Source organism: Streptomyces sp. NPDC048462 (assembly GCF_043200175.1).
GTDB lineage: Bacteria > Actinomycetota > Actinomycetes > Streptomycetales > Streptomycetaceae > Streptomyces.
In genome coordinates this window covers 50,808-75,454 of sequence record NZ_JBICXG010000004.1, presented here as the reverse complement: position 1 = coordinate 75,454, position 24,647 = coordinate 50,808, and the positions used below count along the sequence as shown (strand labels likewise).

Genomic DNA, 24,647 nt, shown 5'->3' with positions numbered 1-24,647 from the left:
TCGGGCGCCGGGTCCGCTCACACCGTCCACGACGGTTCGAGCTGCACGACGTCACCGGAGAGCGCCGCGACATCGTCCTCGGTCTGGGCACGCTGCGCGAGCCGGTCGACACTGCCCGCGCGGTACTTGCCGCGTTCGGCGCTCGACTGCCACATGGAGAGCACCAGGAACTCGTGCCCCGGCGCCTCTCCGAAGACGCCTCGCAGCATCCCGGGCGACCCGGCCATCGCCGGATTCCACACCCGCTGCTGCATCAGCGCGAAGTGCTCGACCCGGTCCTCGTGGACCTTGCTGTGCGCCACCCTGAGCACGTCCGCGTCGGTGAAACCGGGTTCGAAGCCGGTCTTCACGTCGAAGCGGTACTCGAAGAGCTTGACCTGTATGTCGTTGCACGTACCCGACTGCGCGGCGGCCAGGGCGTCGTGCCCGCGTGCCATGAACGAGTCGTAGAAGACCCGGTTCTCCCAGAACGCGAAGACGTGCGCCACCTCCGGCCGGCCACGGCTCCAGCCACCACCCTGCCCCCTGAACCCCGGCTCCCCCAGCAGCCCCGCCCATTTGCGCTGCCCCCGCTCGAAACCGCGACGGTCGACCACATTGCAGCGAATCCACTTGACCAGCACAGCCCCATCGTACGGGTGCCGGACGTGGCGTGGGTCACGCTCTCGTGGAGTGCGCCGGAACCGGCCGAGGCGCGGTCGGCACGGTCCGCCGCAGCGGATTCCGTACCGGGGTGCCCGGTTCCCGCGGTGGCCCGATTCCGCCGCCCCTGGCCAAGCCGGTTGGTTTCACCGACAGTTGCGGAGATGATCTGGTGACAGAGCCGGGGCGACGGCCCGGCGGGCGAAGGAGGGAAGTCCGATGAGCACGCCCAACAAGGACATCGAGAAGGTGGAGGTGAGGGTCAAGTGGGATCCCAGCCCTCAGGGCGATTCCCCCAATGACCTCGACATCATCGCGGCGACCTACTCGACCGAGGAGCCGTTCGGCAGCCCCGCCTACCTCGTCCACTTCGACAGCCGTGCGCCCGACGGCACGATCACGCTCGACCGGGACAGCCGGACCGGTCAGGGGCTGGGGTACGACGAGGTGATGACCCTGGAGCTGGACCGGCTCTCGGAGTCGTACACCCGGGTCGTCGTAGGTGTGGCGATACAGCAGCGCGACGGGCACAAGACCTTCGACGCCGTTGAGAACACCGCCGTACAGGTCCGCGAGGGCTACGACATTCTGGCCGAGAACGACTTCTCCTCGGTCGGCGGCGCGACAGCGGCCGTGGTCGCCGAGTTCGTCCGGGACACCACGGGGGCCTGGCAGTTCCACGACACGGTACGGGGCTTCGACGGGGACGCCGACTCGTTCGCCGCGACGATGGGGAACCGCCCGTCCGGAGCGTAACCCTCCGGATACGGGACGGGGCGGGAAGACCTCCGAGAGATCTTCCCGCCCCGAGGCCGGCCGCTGTCCGCGGCTCAGCCGTCGTGCCTCATACCGCCCGGATCAGCTGCAACCGCTGGTCGAGCCGCAGCCCTCGCAGATGTAGCAGGATCCGGCGCGCTGCATCTTCGTACCGCAGGAGAAGCAGAGCGGGGCGTCGGCGCTGATGCCCAGCTGCATCTCGACGAGCTCCGCCGAGGTGTGCGCCGTCTTCGTGTCCGGCTTCTCCGCCTCACGTACGGGGGCGACCGCCTTCAGCGGTTCGGCCGGCCGCACGGGTGCGGACTGGGCCAGGCTCTCCACGTCCAGCTCGTCCTCGTCCATCGAGGCCTCGTACGAACCGGTGTCGAGGTGGCGCTGACGCTCGTCGGCCGAGTGGATGCCGAGCGCCGAGCGGGTCTCGAACGGCAGGAAGTCGAGCGCCAGGCGGCGGAAGATGTAGTCGACGATCGACTGCGCCATCCGCACGTCCGGGTCGTCCGTCATACCGGCCGGCTCGAAGCGCATGTTGGTGAACTTCGAGACGTACGTCTCCAGCGGGACGCCGTACTGCAGACCGACCGAGACGGCGATGGAGAAGGCGTCCATCATGCCCGCGAGGGTCGAACCCTGCTTGGACATCTTCAGGAAGACCTCACCGAGACCGTCGTCCGGGTAGGAGTTCGCCGTCATGTAACCCTCGGCGCCGCCCACCGTGAAGGAGGTGGTGATGCCGGGACGGCCCTTGGGCAGACGCTTGCGGACCGGGCGGTACTCGACGACCTTCTCGACCGCGGTACGGATGGTGTCCTCGGCCTTGGCGGTGACCGCCTCCTTCTCCTTCTCCTTGGTCTTCGCGGAGAGGGGCTGGCCGACCTTGCAGTTGTCGCGGTAGATCGCGAGCGCCTTGACGCCCAGCTTCCACGCCTCGAAGTAGACCTCTTCGACGTCCTCGACGGTGGCCGTCTCCGGCAGGTTCACCGTCTTGGAGAGCGCGCCGGAGATCCACGGCTGGATGGCCGCCATCATGCGCACGTGGCCCATCGCCGAGATGGAACGCTCGCCCATCGCGCAGTCGAAGACCTCGTAGTGCTCGGGCTTCAGGCCGGGCGCGTCGATCACGTTGCCGTTCTCGGCGATGTGGGCGACGACCGCCTCGATCTGCTCCTCCTGGTACCCCATGCGGCGCAGCGCCTGCGGCACGGTGCCGTTGACGATCTGCATCGAGCCGCCGCCGACCAGCTTCTTGAACTTGACCAGGGCGAGGTCGGGCTCGAGGCCGGTGGTGTCGCAGGACATCGCGAGACCGATGGTGCCGGTGGGCGCGATGACCGAGGCCTGCGCGTTACGGAAACCGTTCTTCGCGCCGAGGCGGATGACGTCCTGCCAGGCCTCCGTGGCGGCGGCCCAGATCTGGTTGTCGAGGTCGTCCGCGTGGACGGCCACCGCGTTGGCGTCGGAGTGCTGCTTCATGACGCGCTGGTGCGGCTCGGCGTTACGGGCGTAGCCGTCGTACGGGCCGACGACCGCCGCCAGCTCCGCGGAGCGACGGTAGGAGGTGCCGGTCATCAGCGAGGTGATGGCGCCGGCGAGCGCGCGGCCGCCGTCGCTGTCGTACGCGTGGCCGGTCGCCATCAGCAGGGCGCCGAGGTTGGCGTAGCCGATGCCCAGCTGACGGAAGGCGCGGGTGTTCTCGCCGATCTTCTGGGTCGGGAAGTCCGCGAAGCAGATGGAGATGTCCATCGCGGTGATGACCAGCTCGACGACCTTGGCGAAGCGCTCGGACTCGAAGGACTGGTTGCCCTTGCCGTCGTCCTTGAGGAACTTCATCAGGTTCAGCGAGGCGAGGTTGCACGAGGTGTTGTCCAGGTGCATGTACTCACTGCACGGGTTCGAGCCGTTGATCCGGCCGGACTCGGGGCAGGTGTGCCACTGGTTGATCGTGTCGTCGTACTGGATGCCGGGGTCGGCACAGGCCCAGGCGGCCTCGGCCATCTTGCGGAAGAGGGACTTGGCCTCGACCTCTTCGATGACGTCACCGGTCATCCGGGCGCGCAGCCCGAACTTCCCGCCGGCCTCGACGGCCTTCATGAACTCGTCGTTCACCCGGACCGAGTTGTTCGCGTTCTGGTACTGGACGGACGTGATGTCGTCGCCGCCCAGGTCCATGTCGAAGCCCGCGTCACGCAGGGCGCGGATCTTCTCCTCCTCCTTCACCTTGGTCTCGATGAAGTTCTCGATGTCGGGGTGGTCGACGTCGAGGATGACCATCTTGGCCGCGCGACGGGTGGCGCCACCGGACTTGATCGTTCCGGCGGACGCGTCGGCGCCCCGCATGAAGGAGACCGGGCCGGAGGCGTTGCCGCCGGAGGAGAGGAGCTCCTTGGAGGAGCGGATGCGGGAGAGGTTCAGGCCTGCGCCGGAACCGCCCTTGAAGATCATCCCCTCTTCCTTGTACCACTCGAGGATCGACTCCATGGAGTCGTCGACGGCCAGGATGAAGCAGGCGGAGACCTGCTGCGGCTGGGGCGTGCCCACGTTGAACCAGACCGGCGAGTTGAAGCTGAAGATCTGGTGCAGGAGGGCATACGCCAGCTCGTGCTCGAAGATCTCCGCGTCCGCCGGAGAGGTGAAGTAGTCGAAGTCCTCGCCGGCCTTGCGGTACGTCTTCACGATCCGGTCGATCAGCTGTCGCAGACCGGTCTCACGCTGGGGGGTGCCGACAGCCCCGCGGAAGTACTTACTGGTGACGATGTTGACCGCGTTCACCGACCAGAAGTCGGGGAACTCGACGCCACGCTGCTCGAAGTTGATCGAGCCGTCGCGCCAATTGGTCATGACGACGTCACGGCGCTCCCACACGACCTCGTCGTACGGATGCACGCCGGGGGTGGTGTGGATGCGCTCGATACGCAGGCCCTGCTTGGTCGCAGTCGACTTGGCTCCCTTGTTGCGGGAACCTCGTGCCGGGCCGCTCGCCGTCTCTGTCATGCCGCCTCCCATATGTGGGCAAAAACGCCCTGAAGTGCCGAGAACTTCCCCGGGCACAGTGTGTGTCTGGTACTTCGGACGCCGCTCGGGGCATCCGGAGCAGGTCTGTGTGCCGCCCGGCCGCCGGTCCGTGGACCGGCGGCGGCCGGCCTGCGCCGCTCAGTCGGCGGCGACGGCGGGAACGGGGACCTCGAGGGTCTCGCCGGTCCCGCATTCCTCTACCGGAGGCTGCCGCTCGCGGAGTTCCACGATGGCGGCCTCGAAGTCCTCAAGGCTGTTGAACGCCCGGTACACGGACGCGAACCGCAAGTACGCGACCAGGTCGAGCTCCTGCAGGGGGCCGAGAATGGCCAGGCCCACATCGTGCGTGGTCAGCTCGGCGCTGCCGGTGGCGCGCACCGCCTCCTCGACCCGCTGGCCGAGCTTGGCGAGGGCGTCCTCGGTGACCGGCCGCCCCTGGCACGCCTTGCGCACGCCGGAGATGACCTTGGTGCGACTGAAGGGCTCGGTGACTCCGCTGCGCTTGACCACCATGAGCGAGCAGGTCTCCACCGTCGTGAAACGGCGGGAACAGTCGGGGCACTGGCGACGCCGTCGGATCGAGGTCCCGTCGTCGGTGGTGCGACTGTCGACGACCCGGCTGTCGGGGTGCCTGCAGAAGGGGCAGTGCATGGCTCCCAACCCTCCTTCACAGCACGACTGAATAGCCTCTTCAGGCCCGGTGACGGGCCCTCGAAGCGGTCTCAAGCATAGGCGATGACCACACCCCCGATGGACGGGGACCACAACTTCTGGGTGGTCGCGACAATCCAACCACTAGATCTTGGGTTTGGCCGCGCATTCGGCCCTAGCGCGTGTCGCGCGTCCAAGGCGGCCGGAAGGCAGCGTACGACCGAGCAAGAGGGTACGGGAAGCATGTGGCGCCACCGATTGCGGGGCGGCGGCTTCCGGGGGGACACGGAGGGTCGGGGGGCGACCCCGCGCGGCAACTCCGCGACAGCGGCCGCTACCGTAATAGTCCGAAATGCCGTTCGACCCGACAGCGGGCAACGCACCTACCGGCTTCGCTCATACACCCAGCAACGAACACCCAACAGACTTTTATTTGTTTTTCACTCGAACGTGTGTTTGGCGCAACCTTTCGAAAGCTACTACCGTTGTGCAGCTAGGGAGACCATTCGAGAGGGGCCGACGTGACCACCACCGCAGACAGTGCCATCATCACTGCCCAGGACCGCTCCCAGAGCCGACTCGAGCCGGTGCATGCCATGAATGACTCAGTCACGAACACGGAGGGGCCCGAGCCCGCGCGCCCAGCGCGCTCGCTTCCCGGGCGTCCTCCAGGAATCCGGGCGGACAGCTCGGGGCTCACGGACCGCCAGCGGCGAGTGATCGAGGTCATCCGGGACTCCGTGCAGCGACGGGGATATCCCCCGTCCATGCGGGAGATCGGTCAGGCGGTGGGCCTTTCCAGTACGTCCTCCGTCGCGCACCAGCTGATGGCTCTGGAACGCAAGGGCTTCCTGCGCCGCGACCCCCACCGCCCCCGGGCGTACGAGGTGCGCGGTTCGGATCAGCCCAGCACGCAGCCCACGGACACCACCGGGAAGCCTGCGGCCTCGTATGTGCCGCTGGTCGGCCGGATCGCGGCCGGTGGCCCGATCCTCGCCGAGGAATCCGTGGAGGACGTCTTTCCGCTCCCCCGCCAGCTGGTCGGTGACGGAGAGCTCTTCGTTCTCAAGGTCGTCGGTGACTCGATGATCGAAGCGGCGATCTGCGACGGGGACTGGGTCACCGTCCGACGCCAGCCCGTCGCGGAGAACGGCGACATCGTGGCGGCGATGCTGGAGGGCGAGGCCACGGTCAAGCGCTTCAAGCGCGAGGACGGTCATGTCTGGCTGCTCCCTCACAACTCCGCGTACCAGCCGATTCCCGGCGACGAGGCGACCATCCTCGGCAAGGTCGTGGCGGTGCTGCGGCGAGTGTGACGTCTCCACCGCACGGACGGGGCTCATGGATGGGGCTCGGAGATCGGTACAGCCGATCTCCGAGCCCCATCCGTACGTCCAGGGGGGCGCATCCGTATGTCCGGGGGCCGTGCGCGTGTCCGGGGCTCGGACGGGTCCCGTGCGGGACTACTTCTCCTCGGCCTTCGCGGCGGCGTCGATCGCCGCCAGCGAGCGACGTGTCTGATTGCGGTCGGTCGTGTACCAGAAGTCGGGGAGCGAGGCGCGCAGATAGCTCCCGTACCGCGCATTGGCGAGACGCGGATCGAGGACCGCGACGACTCCCTTGTCTCCCGTGGCACGGACGAGCCGGCCGGCGCCCTGTGCCATCAGCAGTGCGGCGTGTGTCGCCGCGACCGCCATGAAGCCGTTGCCCCCCGCTTCCTCGACCGCCTTCTGGCGCGCGCTCATCAGCGGGTCGTCCGGACGCGGGAACGGAATCCGGTCCATGACCACCAGCTGACAGCTCGCGCCCGGAACGTCCACCCCCTGCCAGAGCGAGAGGGTGCCGAAGAGACAGGTCTCCGGGGAGGCCGCGAAATTCTTGATCAGCTCCCCCAGCGTCTCCTCGCCCTGGAGCAGGATCGGCCTGTCCAGCCGGCCCCGCAGCTCCTCGGCCGCCGCCTGGGCGGCCCGCATGGAGGAGAACAGCCCGAGGGTCCGGCCGCCCGCGGCCTCCACGAGCTCAGCCAGCTCGTCCAGCATGTCGGTGCGGGAGCCCTCCCGGCCGGGCGTCGCCAGATGCCGGGCGACGTACAGGATCCCCTGCTTCGGGTAGTCGAAGGGCGAGCCGACGTCGAGCCCCTTCCACTGCGGGATGTCGTCACCGGCGGTGCCCTCGGGGGCGAGCCCGAGTGACGCGCCGACCCCGTTGAAATCGCCGCCGAGCTTCAGCGTGGCCGACGTGAGGACGACGGAGCGGTCCGCGAAGAGCTTCTCGCGCAGCAGTCCGGAGACGGAGAGCGGGGCGACCCGTACGGAGGCACCGAAGCGGTCATGGCGCTCGTACCAGACGACGTCGTACTCGGACCCCTGGGTGATGCGCTCGGCTACGCCGTGAATGGTCTCCACCGAGGCCAGCGCCTGCTTGCGCACGGCGTCCTCGTCCTGGACGGACTTGTCCCGGGTGGAGCCCAGGGCGGAGATCACCGTGCGCGCGGCGTCACGCAGGGCCATCAGCGCGTAGCCCAGATCCTCGGGCACCTCCTCCAGACGGCCGGGAGGCGCCAGCTCCATCACGCGCTCGAAACCCTCCGACGCGCTCTGCAGCGCGTCCGCGGCCTTCTCGTTGACCAGCTTCGCGGCGCGCCGCACCGCGCGGCCGACCTGGCCGGGGGTGAGCTCGCCGGTGGCCACACCGGTGACCCTGGAGACCAGCTCGTGGGCCTCGTCGACGATCAGCACCTCGTGCTGCGGGAGCACCGGAGCGCCCTCGATGGCGTCGATGGCGAGCAGCGCGTGATTGGTGACCACCACATCGGCGAGCTTCGCCCGCTCACGGGCCTGCTCCGCGAAGCACTCCGCCCCGTACGCGCACTTGGTGGCGCCCAGGCACTCGCGCGAGGACACGGAGATCTGCGCCCAGGCCCGGTCGGAGACCCCCGGCGTCAGGTCGTCACGGTCGCCGGTCTCCGTCTCGTCCGACCAGTCCCGCATCCGCAGGAGGTCCTGGCCGAGCTTGCTCGACGGTGCCGCGGCCTCGAACTGGTCGAAGAGGCCCTCCTCCTCGTCCTGCGGCACTCCTTCGTGGAGGCGGTGCAGACAGAGGTAGTTCGACCGGCCCTTGAGCATCGCGAACTGGGGGCGGCGGCGCAGCAGCGGATGCAGGGCGTCGACCGTACGCGGCAGGTCCCGCTCCACCAGCTGGCGTTGGAGGGCCAGGGTCGCCGTGGCAACCACGACACGCTCGCCGTGCGCCAGGGCGGGCACCAGGTAGCCCAGCGACTTGCCGGTGCCGGTGCCGGCCTGGACGAGCAGATGGGATCGGTCGTCCACGGCCGTGGCGACAGCGTCGGCCATGGCGGCCTGACCGGGTCGCTCCGTACCGCCGACGGCGGTCACGGCGGCGTGCAGGAGCTCGGGGAGGGATGGCTTCGTCATAGCCCGACCAGCCTACGGGGCGCCACTGACAGCGGCGATCACTCCCGGCCTCACGCGGAGGGATGGAGCGGGTTGGCCACGGTGCCGTGGATCGCCGCGTGCGGTCGCTCGGGCCGGTCCCGGTAACCGTCCTGATGCAGGCGGTTGCGGTTCAGGCAGAGGCGTTCGATGCGCGGCGTCAGCATGTCGAACATCTCGAACCTGTCCTTCAGCTCGGGAAAGCGGGCGTGGTGGCGCAGGATCTCCGCCCGGACGAGTGACCAGAATTCGGTCTCCGGGACGCCCAGCTGCTCCTCGCAGAGCGGAGAGAGGAACCGGAAGACTCCGGTGAAGAGTCCGGAGTGGATGAACTGGGTGAGGAAGCCGGGCTCCTCTGTCAGCAGGACACGGCGCACGTCGTCCGGCATGCTGTCGTGCTCGGGCAGCGGCCTGGCACTGATGTTCACGTCGTCCACGAAGTCCTTGATCGCCAGCCGGACGGGCACGTCCTGGCCGTCGAAGACGACGATGGCGTTCTCTCCGTGCGGCGAGAAAACGGTGCCGTAGCGGTAGAGGAAGTGCAGCAGCGGCGGGAGCAGCGCGGCGAACAGCCGGCTCAGCCACGCGGTGGGGGCCAGCCCCGAGCGGGCGACCAGCTCGGCGGTGAAGGCGCGGCCCTGCGGGTCGGTGAGCAGCAGCGAGGCGAGGGTGCGGGCGCGCTCGCCCGGCACCAGACGCGGGAGGAGCGGTTCGCGCCAGATCGCGCCGAGGATCTCCTTGAACTGGTACGGGGTCTCGGGAAGGTGGTCGTACAGCGGGTGCTCGACCGTGACCGACGCCACCTCTCCCAGCAGGATGACACCGCAGGTGTCACGCAGGAAGGGGTCGTTGTCGCGCAGCCCCTGGACCCAGCCGGTGACTGCGGGGGCGGCGAGGGTGCGTTCGGTCGGGAGTCCGCGCCAGACCAGTGTGTTGAGGATCGACAACGGCAGCTTGACGGTGTGCCGGTCGGGCCGTTCCAGGTTGGCGAAGGTACGGATGGACTGCTGGGGCAGCCGCAGGTCCGGGTCGGCGTGCAGGGGGACGATGTCGGCCGCGGCGATGGCCGGGGCGAACAGCGGCACGATCCATTCGTCCCACTGCCAGGGATGGACGGGCAGACAGTAGTAGTCGTCGGGGGCGAGGCCCCGGGCACGCAGGGCCGCCGCGAAGGACTCGCGGACCGCCGGGTCGAGCTCGGTGGCGTAGAGCTGCTCGGCGGTGGCGAGCGAGTTCACGCCCCGGTAGGCGGCGATCCGGGAGGAGACCGCGATCCACGGCAGCCTGACCGGCTTGCGGGCCTCGGGAGTGAAGAGGGACGCGTCGGTGGCGGAGAATCCGAGGCGTCCTTTGTTCGCGACGATCCAGGGGTGGCCGGTCTGGTGTCCTTCGAGTTCCGCGTAGTCGAGGCCGGCCAGTTCGGAGACGGTGAGCGCGCTGTGATCGAGGCGGGCGTCGGCGGTGAGCGTGGTGGTGAGCTCGCGGACCAGGTGCCCGAGCGTGGCGCCGTCGATCCCGAGCAGGCGGCGGGCGCGGGCGAGGAAGAGCAGCGGGTCGCGGAAGGGGGTGCCGACGGGGGTTTCCGCCGCGGCCGGCGCTGCATGAGCGGCGGGGGGTTCGCCGAGGGCGTGCGCCTCGGTCTCGGCGGTACTCACCTCACGGATCGAGTCGGGGGCGACCCGCCAGCTGCCGTAGACCCCGCGGCCGGCGGTGAAGATCAGACTGCCGCCGTCGTCCAGCACGAGGGTGTACGTATCGCCCCCGGCGGACCGCGCGACCGGCTCGATGACTTCCTCGTAGGCGAATTCGCCGAGCATCTTCGCAAGCATCCGGGCGGCGGCTCGGTCCCACACCGCCCGGTTCAGTTCTGGAGTGCTGAGCAGCGCGGGCGACTCCGCTGAATCATGGCTCGCGGGATATGTGGGCACGGGGACTCCTCGGGATGGAACCGATGGGCTTCGAGCGGTGCGGACAAGGCAGCGGTTGGCTCACAGCAGGGCGCGGTGGGCTCGGTCGCGGATCATCAACGCGGCCCGCTTCTCCGGGAGTTCCACCTCCGCGGAGAAGCGGAATCCGGCATTGAGGAAGGCGGAGACAGAAGGGGTGTTACGAAGGTCCGGTTCGGCGACGACTCGCGTGCACAGGGGGCGGCTGTCGAGTACGAGGTCGGAGGCGGCCCGGAGCAGCAGGGCGCCGACTCCACGGCCGCGGTTGCCGGCTTCACCGATGAGGAGGTGGATGCCGGCGTCGTGCGAGCGGGCGGGATAGTGACGGGCCAACGGGTCAAGGTCGGCGCGGTAGATCTCCCAGTAGCTCATGGCGACGCCTGACAGCACCCCCAGACAGGGGAGGCTGCGTCCGTCACCGTCGAGCTGGGACCTCAGGTGATCCGCCGTGACGGTTTCGGCTCCGGCGAGTTCCCAGAAGGCCGCGACGGCGGGGTCGTTCATCCAGCGGCTGATCACCGCGAGGTCGCGCTCCAGTCGTACGGGGACGAGCTGGAAGACGCCGGCCGGCGTGGTGACGGGTCCCCATTCGGGCGGTGTGCCGGGCGCGCCGGATATGTCCTGCGCCAGGAAGGCGAGGAGTTCATCGGCGAGCTGCGGATCCAGGGTTTCCTCGGCACCCGTACCGGCCCTGGGAGCTGGGCCGGTACCGGGTTCGGCGTGCGCATCGGCGGGAGGCACGGTGGTGCTCTCCTCTCTCAGCAATTTCGGACGACGAGGTTCCTTCGGGCACCCGGCGGGATTCCTTCAGCCGCGGAGGGGGTTGGCGATGGTGACGTAGACGGACTGGGTGTCGACCGGGCCGACGAGTTCATCGAGGCCGTGCAGCCGGGTCAGCATGTTGGCCTTGCAGCGCAGCCGCGGTGTCTCCAGCAGATGTGCGGGGAGCGGGGAGCCCAGCCCGGTTGCCGCTCCCAGGAACCGGCGGAAGGCGGCGAGGAGCATCTGTTCGTCCGCGAGCTGCTGGGCACCGAACGCTCCGATCAGTCCGAACACGTTGTTGATACCGAGGTAGTACGCGAAGCGCTCGTCGGTGACAGGGTCGGAGACGAAGGTGTCGCTGACCGATCCGATGCTGGGGAGCCTGCGCTCAAGGGCCGCGCGGTGTGACTCACGGAAGTAGTAGCCCTGATTGTCGCGGTAACGGCCACCGACCGGCCAGCCTTCGGCGTCGAGTACCACCAGGGTGTTCTGCTGATGGGCTTCGAGTGCGACCCCGGCGTGCGCGTCGAGCCAGAGCACCGGCCGGACGACCCGGTCGAGGTAGCGCAGGAACCACTCGGCGGCGACGGCGGTCGTGGTCCGTCCGGTGGCGGCGGCGAGCCGGCAGACGATGTCCGCGAGGCGTGAGTGCATGCCCGCCCGGTCCGGCCAGGGGCGCGGCGCGGTGAGTCCGGCGACGCAGACCGCGTCGTCGTGCCGGCCGAACGGGTTGTGGCGCAGCATGACGTCGAAGCCGTGGACGGGCTCGCCGTCCGGGGAGTCGACCGCGAGCCACGCGGGGTCCCGGACGATGTCGAAGCCGGGGTGGGCCAGGTGCAACTGGGTGGCGAGCCCGCTGCGCAGCAGACGGTGGACCTCCACACCCCGGTGGAGTTCCTTACGGAGGTTCTCACGGCGGGAGTTGGTGATGCGCAGGCCGAGGGAGAGTTTCAGCATGGTGTCGACGCCGGGCCGCTGCACGGTGCGCACCGAAGAGGTGGGGTGCCAGCGCTCTCCGTAGGGCCCCAGGTCGTGCACGAGTCCGGCGTCGAGGAGGGCGGCGACCTCGGGCCGGTTAGCCAGCTCCCTGGCCTGCCAGGGGTGCAGTGGGATCGGCGCGGTGTGCTCGGGGAATCGCAGCCCCTTGGCGTGCCGGGCCACGAGTTCAGTCGCCGGCACCGGGCGGCCCTGGTCGGTCCATGCGGAGTCCGCTGCCAGTACGGACCGGTCCACGGCCATCCAGTGGAGGGGGAAGGAGCCGTGCAACTCGGGTGAGTAGAGGCGTGATTCGGAGTCGGAGAGGCCTTCGCGGCTCTTGGGAGAGGGGTGGAGCGGGTGTCCCAGGAGCAGTGACTGCTCCGCGCCGAGGAAGAGGTCGGCCTCGGCGGGTGCGGTGGGGCGGCGGCGTCGTGTCTCGATGAACACGGCGGTTCGCCGCACCGAGTCGGCCACCCGGCCCACCATGTCCGCGCCCTCGTTGTGGTCGGCCTCGCGGCCGAGGAGTGCGGCGACGGTGACGGCGTCGACGGTGGGCGCCGCGTCGGGGGCCTGCGCCAGGACGGGTACGCCGAAGCGGTGCCAGCCCGTGGCGGACCAGTGGCGGACGGGGACGAGGAGGGCGGCGCCGCTTGCGGGCAGCGGGATGCGGAGGGTCTCCCCGTCGGGCCGGGGCAGGTCGCATTCGCGGACCCAGCAGCGCAGCAGGTTCTCGATGCCGGCGGCGTCCGCGGCCTGGAGCGGGTCCGGGTGGTCCAGGGGGTCGGCGGCCGGTGCCGGGCAGGCGGGCGTTGCCCTGGAGGCGTGCCAGTGACCGTGCGGCTTCTCCTTCTGGCGCGGCACGGTGGGCGGCTCGGCGGCGAGGTGACCGGCTGCTGCGGCCTCTCCTCGGTGGGCGGAGGGAGGGCCGTCGGCCTCGGGCGCGGGGGTGGGGTTCACGGCGGTCTTTCCTGTGATGGTGTCCGGGGTCAGCGGATCGACCCGGTCGGGGTCCGTCGGTGCGGTGAGCGCTCCGCTGCTGCCATGGCATCGGCGAGGCGGTCGATGACCGCCGTTGCCTGTTCGTCGGTGAGCGTGAGGGGAGGTAGCAGACGCACGACCGTGGAATGACGACCGCCGAGTTCGACGATGAGGCCTCGGCGCAGGCACTCCTGCTGTACGGCGACGGCGAGTACGGGGTCGGGCGGGGCCTCGCTCCCTCCGTCCACCGGGGCGGCCTCGGGGTCGACGAGCTCCACACCGATCATCAGGCCCCGGCCCCGGACGTCGCCGATGCACGGGTGGTGCGAGGCGAGTGCGCGCAGGCTCGCCAGCATCCTGGCGCCGAGGGTTCCGGCCCGCTCGGCCAGGCGGTTCTCCCGGACGTGGGCGAGGGTGGCCGTGCCCGCCGCCATGGCGAGCTGGTTGCCTCGGAAGGTGCCCGCGTGCGCGCCGGGCTGCCAGGTGTCCAGTTCGGAGCGGTAGACGATGACCGCGAGCGGGAGGGAGCCGCCGATGGCCTTGGAGAGCACCATCACATCGGGAACGACCCCGCTGTGTTCGACACCCCAGAAGGCACCGGTCCTGCCGACGCCGGTCTGGACCTCATCAGCGATCAGGGGGATGGACCGTGCCGCGGTGATGTCCCGCATCCGGCGCAGCCAGCCGTCCGGGGCGGGGTTGACGCCACCCTCCCCCTGCACGGGTTCCAGGATCATTCCGGCCGGCGCGGGTGTTCCGCTCTTGGGGTCGTCCAGCACCGTCTCGGTCCACCGCGCAGCGATCCGTGCGCCGCGCTCGCCGCCGATTCCGAAGGGGCAGCGGTAGTCCTGCGGGAACGGGAGGCGGGTCACCCGCACGTCCTCGGCGCCGCCGGACGCCGCGAGCGCGCCCGCCGTCATGCCGTGGTACGCGCCGGTGAAGGCGAGCAGGCCGCTGCGCCCGGTGGCGGCGCGGACCAGTTTGAACGCCGCCTCCACGGCGTCCGTACCGGCCGGGCCGCAGAACTGGATCCGCGCGTTGTCCGCGAACTCACGGGGCAGCGTGGCGAACAGCTCCGTGGTGAAGGCGTCCTTGACCGGGGTGGCCAGGTCGAGGACGTGCAGGGGTGCGCCCGAATCGAGGACCTTTTTGATCGCTTCCAGGACGACCGGGTGGTTGTGCCCGAGGGCCAACGTCCCCGCTCCGGAGAGGCAGTCGAGGTAGCGTCGGCCGTCCGCGCCCTCGATGGTCAGCCCGCGGGCACGTACCGGGACGATCGGCAGCGACCTGGCGTAGGTGCGGGCGGCAGACTCCCGCATTGCCTGGCGGCGCAGGATTCCCTCGTACGCCGCGGGCGGTGCCGCCGGAGCTGGTTCGGTCACGGCCACGGCTCTTGATCCTCCCGCTGTAACAGTTGCGTTGCACGTCAGCACGATTGCGCAGGGACGGGCTGCGGGGGTGAACTCTGTCCCTGTGTCCCCCGTACGTACCAACGACGCCGGACGCGGAGGATCACGGGTAAGTCCGAAGATCCTTGCGGAGCGGAACCATGCCCCTGCCGTACACCGTCAACACCGGCACCGGCATAGTGGGGGACCGCGCCGAGCCTCCGGGACAGCTGCCCGGCGGCCGCGGCGCCTGTGAAGCAGTCCCGGAGCGCCATCCGGGCAGTGACCGGTGTGCCGTGACGAAGTGCGGCGCACCGTGCGCAAGTGCAGTGCAGTACAGAAGCGTTGAGTTACGAAGTCCCAGGGGGATCACCAGATGCGACTCATTCGACCAGCAGCCACCGCACGCCGTGGGGGGCGCGCCCGCCGCCCCTCCTCTCCCGTGCTCGCGACGGCGGCGGTCGCCGCCGTACTCGCACTCACCGCGACCGCCTGCGGGCCGGGCGACGACGGTGCGAGCGCCGAGCCGAGCGGCAGCTCCGCCGGACAGACGTCGGACAACAAGATCACCGTCCCGGACGATGTGAAGGACCGGCTCAAGGAGCACGGGATCGACCTCGACCAGTGGAAGAACGGCGACTGGAAGAACTGGGACAAGGACAAGTGGCTGCGTGAGGCCAAGGACTTCGTCAATCCGATCATCGCGGGCCTCTGGGACCCGGACCGGATGCGGGACGCCGACAAGTCGCCCGAGAAGCCCGTCGACAACGACATCTCCGGTGACGAGGGAGTGACCGACCCGACCCCGGCGCCGGTCCGGGCCGTGGGCGTGAAGACGCCGTTCCACGCCAACGCCGCCGAGTCCGGGAAGCTGTTCTTCGACGGCCCCGAGGGCTCCATGGTCTGTTCGGCGACCGTGGTGAAGGACCCGGCGCACCCCGGCAAGTCCAACATGGTGTGGACCGCCGGCCACTGTGTCCACGCCGGCAAGAAGGGCGGCTGGTACCGCAACATCGCCTTCGTGCCGTCGTACAACGACAGCGGCCTGTCCACGGATGAGCTCCGGAACAACCCGCCCAAGGAGAAGGTCGCCCCGTACGGCGTGTGGTGGGGCGCGTGGGCGCAGACCTCCGACCAGTGGATCGACCAGGGTGCCTCGGTCGGCGGGCTGGGCGCTCCGTACGACTTCGCGGTGCTGCACGTGACGCCGGAGAAGGGCTCGGACGGAAAGTCCCTCGAGGAGACGGTCGGTTCGGCGCTGCCGGTCGACTTCAACGCCCCGGCCGTGCCGAAGATCGCTGACATGACGGCCACCGGCTTCCCCGCCGCCCCGCCGTACGGCGGTCAGCAGCTTTTCCAGTGCAAGGACAAGCCGGGCCGGCTCTCGCTCACCAAGGACGACCCGACGATGTACCGCATCGGCTGCTCCATGACCGGTGGCTCCTCCGGTGGCGGCTGGGTCGCCGCGGGCCAGGACGGCAAGCCCGCGCTGGTCTCGAACACCTCCATCGGCCCGGTGACGGCCGGCTGGCTGGCCGGACCGCGCCTGGGCAAGGAGGCCAAGGGCGTCTACGACTCGGTCAGCAAGAAGTACGCGGGACAGTGACGTACGCGGGTCGGTAGCGACGGGCCGTCCCCCGCACAGGCGCGGGTGACGGCCCTCGCGACGATCAGTTCCCGGACCGGGGCAGGGCCTCGGTCCGGGCCGTCATAGGGTGGTCCGCATCATCTCCGACAGCCGGGTCGACCGGCGTTACGCATGACGCGGTCACGTCACATGACACGTTCATGCCAGTTTCAGATTTCAGGGGGAATCTCTTTCCATGCGATCCATACGTCCACTGCTCGCGGCCACCGGGCTCGTCGCCGCACTGACGCTGACCGCCACGGCCTGCGGTCCGAGCGAGGACAAGGCTGCCGACAAGCCCGCCGCCACCGAGTCCGCCAGTGCCGCAGACGGCGGCCTGTCCGCCGGTCTGGCCGACACGCTGAAGAAGCACGGTGTCGACCCGGAGAAGTGGAAGAACGGCGAGTGGAAGAACTGGGACAAGGCCACATGGCTGCGTGAGGCCAAGGACTTCGTGAACCCGGTCATCGACGGGCTGTGGAAGCCCGACCGGATGAAGTCCGCCAAGGACCCGGCCAAGACCATGTCCGCCGGTGACCTCTCCGGCGGTCAGGGCGTCAGCGACCCCGAGCCGAAGCCGGTCACGGCCGAGCGCGAGAAGACGCCGTACCACGACTACGCGGCCCCGGTCGGCAAGGTCTTCTTCGACTCCCCCGAGGGCCACATGGTCTGCTCGGGCACGGTCGTGAAGGACCCGAAGAATCCGGGCAGGTCCAACCTGGTGTGGACCGCCGGGCACTGCGTCCACGCCGGCTCGAAGGGCGGCTGGTACCGCAACATCGTCTTCGTCCCCGCGTACAACGACAAGGGCAAGGACGCCGCCGCGCTGCAGAACGCACAGCCCCAGGAGATCGCCCCGTACGGCGCCTACTGGGCCGACTGGGCCACCACCTCGGGCGAGTGGCTGGCCGGCGGCGGCCCCACCGGCGGTGAGGGCGCGCCGTACGACTACGCGGTGCTGCACGTGAAGCCGGAGAACGGCACCAAGTCCCTGGAGGAGACCGTGGGCAACGCCCTCGCGGTCAACTTCGACGCCCCCGAGGCCAAGCAGATCAGCGCGATGGGCGCCTGGGGCTACCCGGCGGCCCCGCCCTACAACGGCCTGATCATGCACAAGTGCGTCGACCGTCCCGGCCGGCTCTCCATCAGTCCCAGCACCCCCACCATGTACCGCATCGGCTGCACCATGACCGGCGGTTCGTCCGGCGGCGGCTGGTTCAGCGAGGGCGACGACGGCAAGCTGGCGCTGGTCTCCAACACCTCCATCGGCCCGGTGACCTCGGGCTGGCTGGCCGGACCCCACCTGGGCCAGGGCGCCGAGCAGATCTTCACGATGATGAGCGACAAGTTCGCCGGTCGGTAACGACCGCGCAACTCAAAGGCCGACGGCCCGCCCCCTGCGCAGGGGGCGGGCCGTCGGCCTTTGCAGTGCCGCGCTGCGGTCAGTGCACCGCAGGTACGAACGTGGAGAGCTCCGCAGCCAGTTCCTCGTGCACCAGCGCCTTGAGCAGGGTGCCCTCCTGCGTGTGCTCCTCGGAGATCACCTCGCCCTCGGCGTGCACCCGGGAGACGACTGCGCCCTGGGTGTACGGAACGAGCGCCTCGATCTCGACCGAGGGGCGCGGCAGTTCGGCGTCGATGAGCGCGAGCAGCTCGTCGATGCCGGCGCCGGTCCGGGCCGATACCGCGATCGCGTGCTTCTCGATGCGCAGCAGCCGCTGGAGCACCAGCGGGTCCGCGGCGTCCGCCTTGTTGATCACCACGATCTCGGGCACGTCCACCGCGCCCACCTCGCGGATCACTTCGCGCACTGCGGCCAGCTGCTCCTCCGGCACCGGGTGCGAGCCGTCCACCACGTGCAGGATCAGGTCGGACTCACCGACCTCCTCCATGGTGGAACGGAACGCCTCGACGAGGTGGTGCGGCAAATGCCGCACGAACCCGACGGTGTCGGCCAGCGTGTAGATCCGGCCGCCCGGCGTCTCGGCCCGGCGCACGGTCGGGTCGAGGGTGGCGAACAGGGAGTTCTCCACCAGCACGCCCGCACCGGTCAGCCGGTTCAGGAGGGAGGACTTGCCGGCGTTGGTGTAGCCCGCGATGGCGACCGAAGGCACCTTGTTGCGCTTGCGCTCCTGGCGCTTGATCTCGCGGCCCGTCTTCATCTCCGCGATCTCCCGGCGCATCTTCGCCATCTTCTCGCGGATCCGGCGCCGGTCCGTCTCGATCTTGGTCTCACCGGGGCCACGGGTCGCCATGCCGCCACCGCCGCTGGAACCGCCGCCGCCCATCTGACGGGACAGCGAGGCACCCCAGCCGCGCAGCCTCGGCAGCATGTACTGCATCTGCGCCAGCGAGACCTGCGCCTTGCCCTCGCGGGACTTGGCGTGCTGGGCGAAGATGTCGAGAATCAGGGCGGTCCGGTCGACCACCTTGACCTTGACGACATCCTCCAGGTGGATCAGCTGGCCGGGGCTGAGCTCACCGTCGCAGACGACGGTGTCGGCCCCGGTCTCGAGGACGATGTCGCGCAGCTCCAGGGCCTTGCCGGAACCGATGTAGGTGGCCGCGTCGGGCTTGTCGCGACGCTGGAAGACGGCGTCGAGCACCTGGGCTCCGGCCGTCTCGGCCAGAGCCGCCAGCTCGGCGAGCGAAATCTCCGCGTCGTGCACGGTGCCCGAGGTCCAGACACCGACCAGCACCACACGCTCAAGGCGCAACTGCCGGTACTCGACCTCGGTGACGTCCTCGAGCTCGGTGGAGAGGCCCGCCACTCGCCGCAGCGCGGCACGCTCGGAGCGGTCGAGCTGTTCGCCGTCGCGCTCTCCGTCGATCTCGTGGCTCCAGGCGACGTCCTCTTCCATCAGGGCGTCGGCCCGAAGGGGCTCGGTGAGGCTCTCGGTCACGTTCTCCGTGGCGCTCTGCGCATCCTGCGCGTCCTGGGGAAGGGAAGAAGAGGAGGTCATTGGATCCTTACGTCGGTAGGAGTGGTCTGCAACAGTCACAACGCGTGACCCTCCCGGATGATTCCCGCACGGGAACGCTCCGGTCCGGCCGCTGCGGCGACCTGTCGATGGTTGCACGGAGCGCCCGGCCCGTCACCCGGGTTTTCCGGCCCGTCACTGCCGGTTTTCCCGGCCTGTCACGTCTTCCCGCCGCCCGCCGGTGCCGCGGTGTGCCAGTCCGGGTGGCCGGGCATGGGGGGCGTGCTCGTCCGGTACAGCCAGCCGTCGAAGAACGCCGCCAGGTCGCGTCCCGCGACCTGGGACGCCAGCCGGATGAAGTCCGGGGTGGCGGCGTTGGAATCGCGGTGCTTGCGTACCCAGAGCCTCTCCAGCAGGTCGAAGGCGTGGTGGCCGATCTCCTGGCGGAGCGCGTACAGGACCAGTGCGCTGCCGTCGTAGACCACTGGCCGGAACAGGCTGATCTTCTTGCCCGGGGCCGGTGCGTCGGGCCGTGCGGGCGGCCCGCCGTCGGCGCGCCAGGCGTCCGAGTAGGTGTAGGCGTCGCGCATCCGGCGTTCGAGCGTCCTGCCGCCGTGCTCCTCCGCGTAGCGCGACTCGTACCAGCTGGCGTGTCCCTCGTTGAGCCAGAGATCGGACCAGGTCTTCGGCGAGACGCTGTCACCGAACCACTGGTGGGCCAGCTCGTGGACCATGACCGAGTCCACGTACCACTCGGGGAAGCGGGGATCGGTGAACAGGCGGCGTTCGAAGAGCGACAGGGTCTGGGTCTCCAGCTCGAAGCCGGTGTCGGCGTCCGCGATCAGCACCCCGTAGTTCTCGAACGGGTAGCGGCCGACCTGCTTCTCCATCCATTCCAACTGGCCGGGAGTCTTGCTCAGCCACGGTTCCAGCCGCTTCCGGTCGGCGGCCGGCACGACGTCACGGACCGGCAGCCGGTGGGGTCCGGTCCGCCGCACGACCGCGGACTTCCCGATGCTGACCTGGGCGAGCTCGGTGGCCATCGGGTGTTCGGTGCGGTAGGTCCAGGTGGTGCGGCCGCCGTGCCCGGTTCGTCCGGTGCGCACCCCGTTGGCCACCACGGTCCGGTCCGCGGGGGCGGTGATCCGGAAGGTGAAGTACGCCTTGTCGGCGGGGTGGTCGTTGCTGGGGAAGACCAGGTGCCCGGCGTCGGCCTGGTTGGCCATGACGAGTCCGTCGGCCGTCCGCACCCAGCCGCCGCTGTTCCGTTCGCCCCGGGGATCGCTGGTGTGCCGGACGGTGATCCGCAGCGGCACCCCGGCCGGGAGCCGGCCGGGCGTCTCGATGATCAGGTCCTCGTCCTGGACCGTGTAGTCGGCGCGCAGGCCGTTGACCGCGACCGAGTGCACGGTGCCGCGGGTGAAGTCGAGGTTGATCCGGTCCAGCGGCCCGGTCGTCCGCGCGTCGATCGTGGTGACGGCTTCGAGCGGTTCGCTGTTGCTGCCCCGGTAGTCGAGGCCGAGGTCGTAGGCGAGTACGTCGTACCCGGGGTTGCCGAGGTGGGGGAAGAGCGGGTCACCGATGCCGAGCGGCACCGGTGCGGGCAGGGTGGCGGCGACGAGTGCGGCCGACGCGGTGGCCAGCAGAGCGGCCCGCAGGCGGCGGGAGAGGAACGGCATGGACTACGGCTACCAGCGTCGCCCCGCCCGCCACGGGACGGCGCGCACCGCACCACTCGAACGAGATCCGTCGCGGCGGGCAGCACCGGCCCCGGCCGGAGGCCGCCTCGGTCAGAGAACGGCGGCCGGGTGCTGGGCACGGCTCACGTCGTACACCCCCGGTACGTCGCGCATCGCGCGCATCAGCGCTGGCAGCCCCGCGGCGTCGGGGAGTTGCAGGGTGTAGGTGTGCCGCACCCGCTGTTCGCTGGGCGGCTCGACGGTGGCGGAGACGATCGCCGCGTCCGCCCCGGCGATGGCCTCGGTGAGGTCGGCCAGCAGCCGGGGCCGTCCGAAGGACTCCGCGACCAGCGTCACCCGGCATTCGGACGCCTCGCCCCAGCTCACCGCGACCGGTACCCGGCCGACGGCCTCCATGCGGGCCGCTGCCGGACAGGTGAGCCGGTGGACGGCTACGGCGCCGCCGCGCACGGTGAAGCCGGTGACGTCGTCGGGCGGTACGGGGGTGCAGCAGCCGGCCAGCCGTACGGTGGCGTCCGCCCGGTTGACCAGTGCGCTCGCGGCGCGGCCGGCGGGGCCGGTGGATCCGGGCGGCGCGGGCTGCGGTCCGGGCCTGGGGTCGGCGGGCGCGGCCTCGGCGTCCTGCGGGTGGGCGTCCAGCCAGCCGGTGATCGCGATCCGGGCGGTGGGGGTCCTGGCGTGGTCGAGCCAGCCGGGCGAGGGCCCCGACGCGGCGTCCTCGGCCAGGAGCAGCTGCACGGTGTCGCCGTCGCCCAGCACGGTGCCGAGCGTGGCCAGCCTGCCGTTCACCCGGGCACCGATACAACTGTGCGCCGCGTCCCCGTACTGGGCGTAGGCGGCGTCCACGCAACTGGCGCCCACGGGCAGGCCGAGCGTGCCGCCGTCGGTGCGGAAGACAGTGATCTCGCGGTCCTGGGCGAGGTCGGCGCGGAGCGTGGTCCAGAAGGTGTCGGGGTCGGTGGCGGACTGCTGCCACTCCAGGAGCCGGGACAGCCAGCCGGGCCTGGTCGGGTCGGCCCGTTCGCCGTCGGCCGGCTCGGCGCTCTGCGCACCGCTGTCCGCGGCGTACGGATTGCCGAGGGCGATGACGCCCGCCTCGGCCACCTTGTGCATGCGGTGGGTGCGGATGAGGACTTCGGCGACCTCGCCCTCGGGCCCCACCACGGCGGTGTGCAGCGACTGGTACAGGTTGAACTTGGGGGCCGCGATGAAGTCCTTGAACTCGGAGATCACCGGCGTGAAGCAGGTGTGGAGTTCACCGAGGACGCCGTAGCAGTCGGCGTCCTCCCCGACGAGGACCAGCAGCCGGCCGAAGTCGGTGCCGCGCAGTTCGCCGCGTTTGATGCTGACCCGGTGCACGGAGACGAAGTGCCTGGGCCTGACGAGGACTTCGGCGGGGATGCCGGCCTCCCGCAGCACCGAGGCGACGTTGCCGGCGATGGCGGTGAGCGGGTCCGCCCCTCGGGTGGCGGCGGAGATGACGGCGTACGTGCGTGCGTATTCCTCGGGGTGGAGGATCGCGAAGACGAGGTCCTCCAGCTCGGTCTTGAGCGCCTGCACGCCGAGCCGTTCCGCGAGGGGGATCAGGACGTCGCGGGTGACCTTGGCGATCCGGGCCTGTTTCTCGGGGCGCATCACGCCGAGCGTGCGCATGTTGTGCAGCCGGTCGGCGAGCTTGATCGACATCACCCGGACGTCGTCGCCGGTGGCCACCAGCATCTTGCGGAAGGTCTCGGGCTCGGCCGCCGCGCCGTAGTCGACCTTCTCCAGCTTGGTGACGCCGTCGACCAGATAGCGGACCTCGTCACCGAACTGCTCCCCCACCTGGTCGAGGGTCACCTCGGTGTCCTCGACCGTGTCGTGCAGCAGGGAGGCCGTCAGCGTGGTGGTCTCGGCGCCGAGTTCCGCCAGGATCAGCGTCACCGCCAGGGGGTGTGTGATGTACGGCTCGCCGCTCTTGCGCATCTGTCCGCGGTGCGAGGTCTCCGCGAGGACGTAGGCCCGGCGCAGGACGGTGAGGTCGGCGTCGGGATGGTGGGCCCGGTGCGCCTCGGCCACATGGCCGATGGCGTCCGGCAGCCGGTCCCGGGAGACCGGGCCGAGCAGGGCGACCCGCCCGAGTCTGCGGAGGTCGATCCGGGGACGGCCCCGCCTGCGGATGGGAGCACCTGGGTTGGTGGCCTCTGCGCTCATGGGGCACCTCCGGCGACGTCGACCGGCGGTGGAAAGGTGCGGTCGCGCCTCCGGGCCGGTGCTTGATGCTACCGACCCCACCACGTGGCGGAGTCCAGCTCTCGCCCAGCGTGAAACGGATCACCCATTCGAGCGAAGCGCTATCCGTTCAGCGTTTCGAGCCAGGCCGGATCGATCTTGCCCGCTGCGACGATCACGGCGGGTCCGGTCATCTCGATCTCGCCGTCCGGGTGCTCGGTGATCACCAGCGTGCCGCCGGGGAGGTCGACGGTGTACGTGACCGGGGTGCCGGTCACCGCCGGATCGGCCGCGTCCCGGCGGGCGGCGGCGACGGCGACGGCGCAGGCGCCGGTGCCGCAGGACCGGGTCTCGCCCGAGCCGCGCTCATGGACGCGCATCGCGACATGGCGCGGGCCCCGGTCCACGACGAACTCGATGTTGACCCCGTCGGGGTAGACCTCGGCCGGGCCGAAGGACGGCTCGGAGAACAGGTCACCGGCGTGGGCCAGGTCCTCAACGAAGGCGACCGCGTGCGGGTTGCCCATGTTCACGTTGCGGGCGTCCCAGCCCCGTCCGCCGACCGTCACCGTGACCCCGGCAGCCGGGAGCTGCGCGCGCCCCATGGCGACGGTGATGTCGCCGTCCTTGGCGAGGTGCACCTTCTTCACGCCGCCGCGGGTGGCGACCGCGAGATCGCCCTCCTCGACCGAGCCGGAGCGCTGGAGGTAGTGGGCGAAGACCCGTACGCCGTTGCCGCACATCTCGGCGATCGAGCCGTCCGCGTTGCGGTAGTCCATGAACCACTCGGCCTCGTCCGCCATCGCCCGCGCCTCGGGGTGGGCGGCGGACCGCACGACGTGCAGCAGCCCGTCCCCGCCGATGCCGGCCCGGCGGTCGCAGAGCCCGGCCACAACGGAGGCGGGCAGGTCGAGGGCGTTGTCCGGGTCCGGAACGATCACGAAGTCGTTCTCGGTGCCGTGGCCCTTGAGGAAGTCGATCTGCGAGGTGGTCACGGGACAACTGTACGAGGAGACGCCGACAGCGCCGCAAACCGCCCGGCCCGGCGGCGCCGGCCCAAGCGGCCGGCCCGCAGCCATCAGGAACGCGGCCGGCCGTCGCCGTTCAGGAACGCAGCCGCGCCACGCGCCACACGGCCAGCGCGACCAGTGCCGCGCACACCGCGACGTACAGCACGATCACGCGCCAGTCGGGTCGCTCGCCCGAGCCCCTGGACGGCAGGCCGGGCCAGGTGTGTCCGACGCGGCGGGCCGCCATCATTCCCCAGCCGGCGGCGCAGCAGCTGATCAGCAGCCCTAGCATGGCGACGACCGCGCCGCCGTCGCCGAACTCGAAGGCGAGCGGGAAGGCGAACATGAGCGATCCCATCGCGGCGAGCGTGACGATCGGCGCGAGCTGCCAGATACGCAGCCGGCGGGCGGGGCGCAGCTCGACCTGGACCTCGGGGGTCACATCGAGCTCATCGGGCCCGTCGGGGCTCAAGCTTCCTGCCTCGTGCTGCGTGTCCGGTGCGTCTTGTTCTGTGTCGCGAGGGCCGGCCTCCATCGCCACGCGCCCTCCCAACTCGGACTCCACTGGTCGATCGATGCTCGATGATGGCACGCC

General features: G+C 70.2%; 17 protein-coding genes. 4 read left to right on the top strand and 13 right to left on the bottom strand.

What is annotated here, in order from left to right; genetic code table 11:
• Positions 1-17 precede the first annotated feature (17 nt).
• The gene (locus ACGFU6_RS08885) at positions 18-623 is read right to left on the bottom strand and encodes a YdbC family protein (RefSeq protein WP_393609168.1); all 606 of its coding nucleotides are present in this window, start codon (positions 621-623) and stop codon (positions 18-20) included.
• 238 nt (positions 624-861) lie between these two features.
• Between ACGFU6_RS08885 and ACGFU6_RS08880 the strand changes: the two genes are divergently transcribed.
• Positions 862-1,398 carry a TerD family protein gene (locus ACGFU6_RS08880; RefSeq protein ID WP_393609166.1) on the top strand — a complete coding sequence of 179 codons (537 nt, stop codon included), beginning with the start codon at positions 862-864 and terminating at the stop codon, positions 1,396-1,398.
• Between the two features lie 102 nt (positions 1,399-1,500).
• Here the strand turns inward: ACGFU6_RS08880 and ACGFU6_RS08875 are convergent, their stop codons facing one another.
• Positions 1,501-4,407: a vitamin B12-dependent ribonucleotide reductase gene (locus ACGFU6_RS08875; protein WP_393609164.1), complete on the bottom strand. Its 2,907-nt coding sequence runs from the start codon at positions 4,405-4,407 to the stop codon at positions 1,501-1,503.
• 159 nt (positions 4,408-4,566) lie between these two features.
• A complete protein-coding gene (gene nrdR / locus ACGFU6_RS08870) occupies positions 4,567-5,079 on the bottom strand; it encodes a transcriptional regulator NrdR (protein WP_123526939.1) in 513 nt (170 codons plus the stop codon).
• A 521-nt stretch (positions 5,080-5,600) separates the two neighbouring features.
• On the opposite strand from nrdR, the gene lexA reads away from it, so the two are divergent.
• Complete coding sequence (lexA, locus tag ACGFU6_RS08865; RefSeq protein ID WP_123462787.1) at positions 5,601-6,395, top strand: transcriptional repressor LexA; 795 nt, start codon at positions 5,601-5,603, stop codon at positions 6,393-6,395.
• 147 nt (positions 6,396-6,542) lie between these two features.
• Here lexA and ACGFU6_RS08860 read toward each other — a convergent pair whose 3' ends face one another.
• From ACGFU6_RS08860 to ACGFU6_RS08840, 5 genes are all read right to left on the bottom strand, one after another.
• Complete coding sequence (locus ACGFU6_RS08860) at positions 6,543-8,513, bottom strand: ATP-dependent DNA helicase (protein ID WP_393609161.1); 1,971 nt, start codon at positions 8,511-8,513, stop codon at positions 6,543-6,545.
• Between the two features lie 50 nt (positions 8,514-8,563).
• Entirely contained in the window at positions 8,564-10,459 is a 1,896-nt protein-coding gene (locus tag ACGFU6_RS08855; protein WP_393609159.1) for an IucA/IucC family protein, read from the bottom strand.
• A 60-nt stretch (positions 10,460-10,519) separates the two neighbouring features.
• A complete protein-coding gene (locus ACGFU6_RS08850; protein ID WP_393609157.1) occupies positions 10,520-11,218 on the bottom strand; it encodes a GNAT family N-acetyltransferase in 699 nt (232 codons plus the stop codon).
• A gap of 66 nt (positions 11,219-11,284) precedes the next feature.
• Positions 11,285-13,174: an IucA/IucC family protein gene (locus ACGFU6_RS08845; RefSeq protein ID WP_393609156.1), complete on the bottom strand. Its 1,890-nt coding sequence runs from the start codon at positions 13,172-13,174 to the stop codon at positions 11,285-11,287.
• A gap of 29 nt (positions 13,175-13,203) precedes the next feature.
• Complete coding sequence (locus ACGFU6_RS08840) at positions 13,204-14,583, bottom strand: diaminobutyrate--2-oxoglutarate transaminase family protein (protein ID WP_393609154.1); 1,380 nt, start codon at positions 14,581-14,583, stop codon at positions 13,204-13,206.
• Between the two features lie 376 nt (positions 14,584-14,959).
• Between ACGFU6_RS08840 and ACGFU6_RS08835 the strand changes: the two genes are divergently transcribed.
• A complete protein-coding gene (locus ACGFU6_RS08835; protein WP_393609153.1) occupies positions 14,960-16,189 on the top strand; it encodes a trypsin-like serine peptidase in 1,230 nt (409 codons plus the stop codon).
• A gap of 217 nt (positions 16,190-16,406) precedes the next feature.
• Complete coding sequence (locus ACGFU6_RS08830) at positions 16,407-17,573, top strand: trypsin-like serine peptidase (RefSeq protein WP_393609151.1); 1,167 nt, start codon at positions 16,407-16,409, stop codon at positions 17,571-17,573.
• A gap of 79 nt (positions 17,574-17,652) precedes the next feature.
• Here ACGFU6_RS08830 and hflX read toward each other — a convergent pair whose 3' ends face one another.
• The 5 genes from hflX to ACGFU6_RS08805 all read right to left on the bottom strand — a co-directional run bounded on the left by hflX (position 17,653) and on the right by ACGFU6_RS08805 (position 24,587).
• Positions 17,653-19,173: a GTPase HflX gene (gene hflX, locus ACGFU6_RS08825; RefSeq protein WP_393609149.1), complete on the bottom strand. Its 1,521-nt coding sequence runs from the start codon at positions 19,171-19,173 to the stop codon at positions 17,653-17,655.
• A gap of 176 nt (positions 19,174-19,349) precedes the next feature.
• Positions 19,350-20,810 carry a M1 family metallopeptidase gene (locus ACGFU6_RS08820; RefSeq protein ID WP_393609148.1) on the bottom strand — a complete coding sequence of 487 codons (1,461 nt, stop codon included), beginning with the start codon at positions 20,808-20,810 and terminating at the stop codon, positions 19,350-19,352.
• Between the two features lie 111 nt (positions 20,811-20,921).
• A complete protein-coding gene (locus ACGFU6_RS08815) occupies positions 20,922-23,024 on the bottom strand; it encodes a RelA/SpoT family protein (protein ID WP_393609146.1) in 2,103 nt (700 codons plus the stop codon).
• A gap of 140 nt (positions 23,025-23,164) precedes the next feature.
• Positions 23,165-24,037 (bottom strand): diaminopimelate epimerase, encoded by an 873-nt coding sequence (gene dapF, locus ACGFU6_RS08810; RefSeq protein ID WP_393609144.1) that lies wholly within the window; start codon positions 24,035-24,037, stop codon positions 23,165-23,167.
• 109 nt (positions 24,038-24,146) lie between these two features.
• Complete coding sequence (locus ACGFU6_RS08805) at positions 24,147-24,587, bottom strand: hypothetical protein (protein WP_393609142.1); 441 nt, start codon at positions 24,585-24,587, stop codon at positions 24,147-24,149.
• Positions 24,588-24,647 lie beyond the last annotated feature (60 nt).

Coding starts and splice junctions, on each gene's coding strand:
- ACGFU6_RS08830 (WP_393609151.1), top strand. CDS start 16,407: ATGCGATCCATACGTCCACTGCTCGCGGCCACCGGGCTCGTCGCCGCA.
- ACGFU6_RS08880 (WP_393609166.1), top strand. CDS start 862: ATGAGCACGCCCAACAAGGACATCGAGAAGGTGGAGGTGAGGGTCAAG.
- hflX (WP_393609149.1), bottom strand. CDS start 19,173: ATGACCTCCTCTTCTTCCCTTCCCCAGGACGCGCAGGATGCGCAGAGC.
- nrdR (WP_123526939.1), bottom strand. CDS start 5,079: ATGCACTGCCCCTTCTGCAGGCACCCCGACAGCCGGGTCGTCGACAGT.
- ACGFU6_RS08805 (WP_393609142.1), bottom strand. CDS start 24,587: ATGGAGGCCGGCCCTCGCGACACAGAACAAGACGCACCGGACACGCAG.
- ACGFU6_RS08820 (WP_393609148.1), bottom strand. CDS start 20,810: ATGCCGTTCCTCTCCCGCCGCCTGCGGGCCGCTCTGCTGGCCACCGCG.
- ACGFU6_RS08835 (WP_393609153.1), top strand. CDS start 14,960: ATGCGACTCATTCGACCAGCAGCCACCGCACGCCGTGGGGGGCGCGCC.
- ACGFU6_RS08815 (WP_393609146.1), bottom strand. CDS start 23,024: ATGAGCGCAGAGGCCACCAACCCAGGTGCTCCCATCCGCAGGCGGGGC.
- ACGFU6_RS08875 (WP_393609164.1), bottom strand. CDS start 4,407: ATGACAGAGACGGCGAGCGGCCCGGCACGAGGTTCCCGCAACAAGGGA.
- ACGFU6_RS08860 (WP_393609161.1), bottom strand. CDS start 8,513: ATGACGAAGCCATCCCTCCCCGAGCTCCTGCACGCCGCCGTGACCGCC.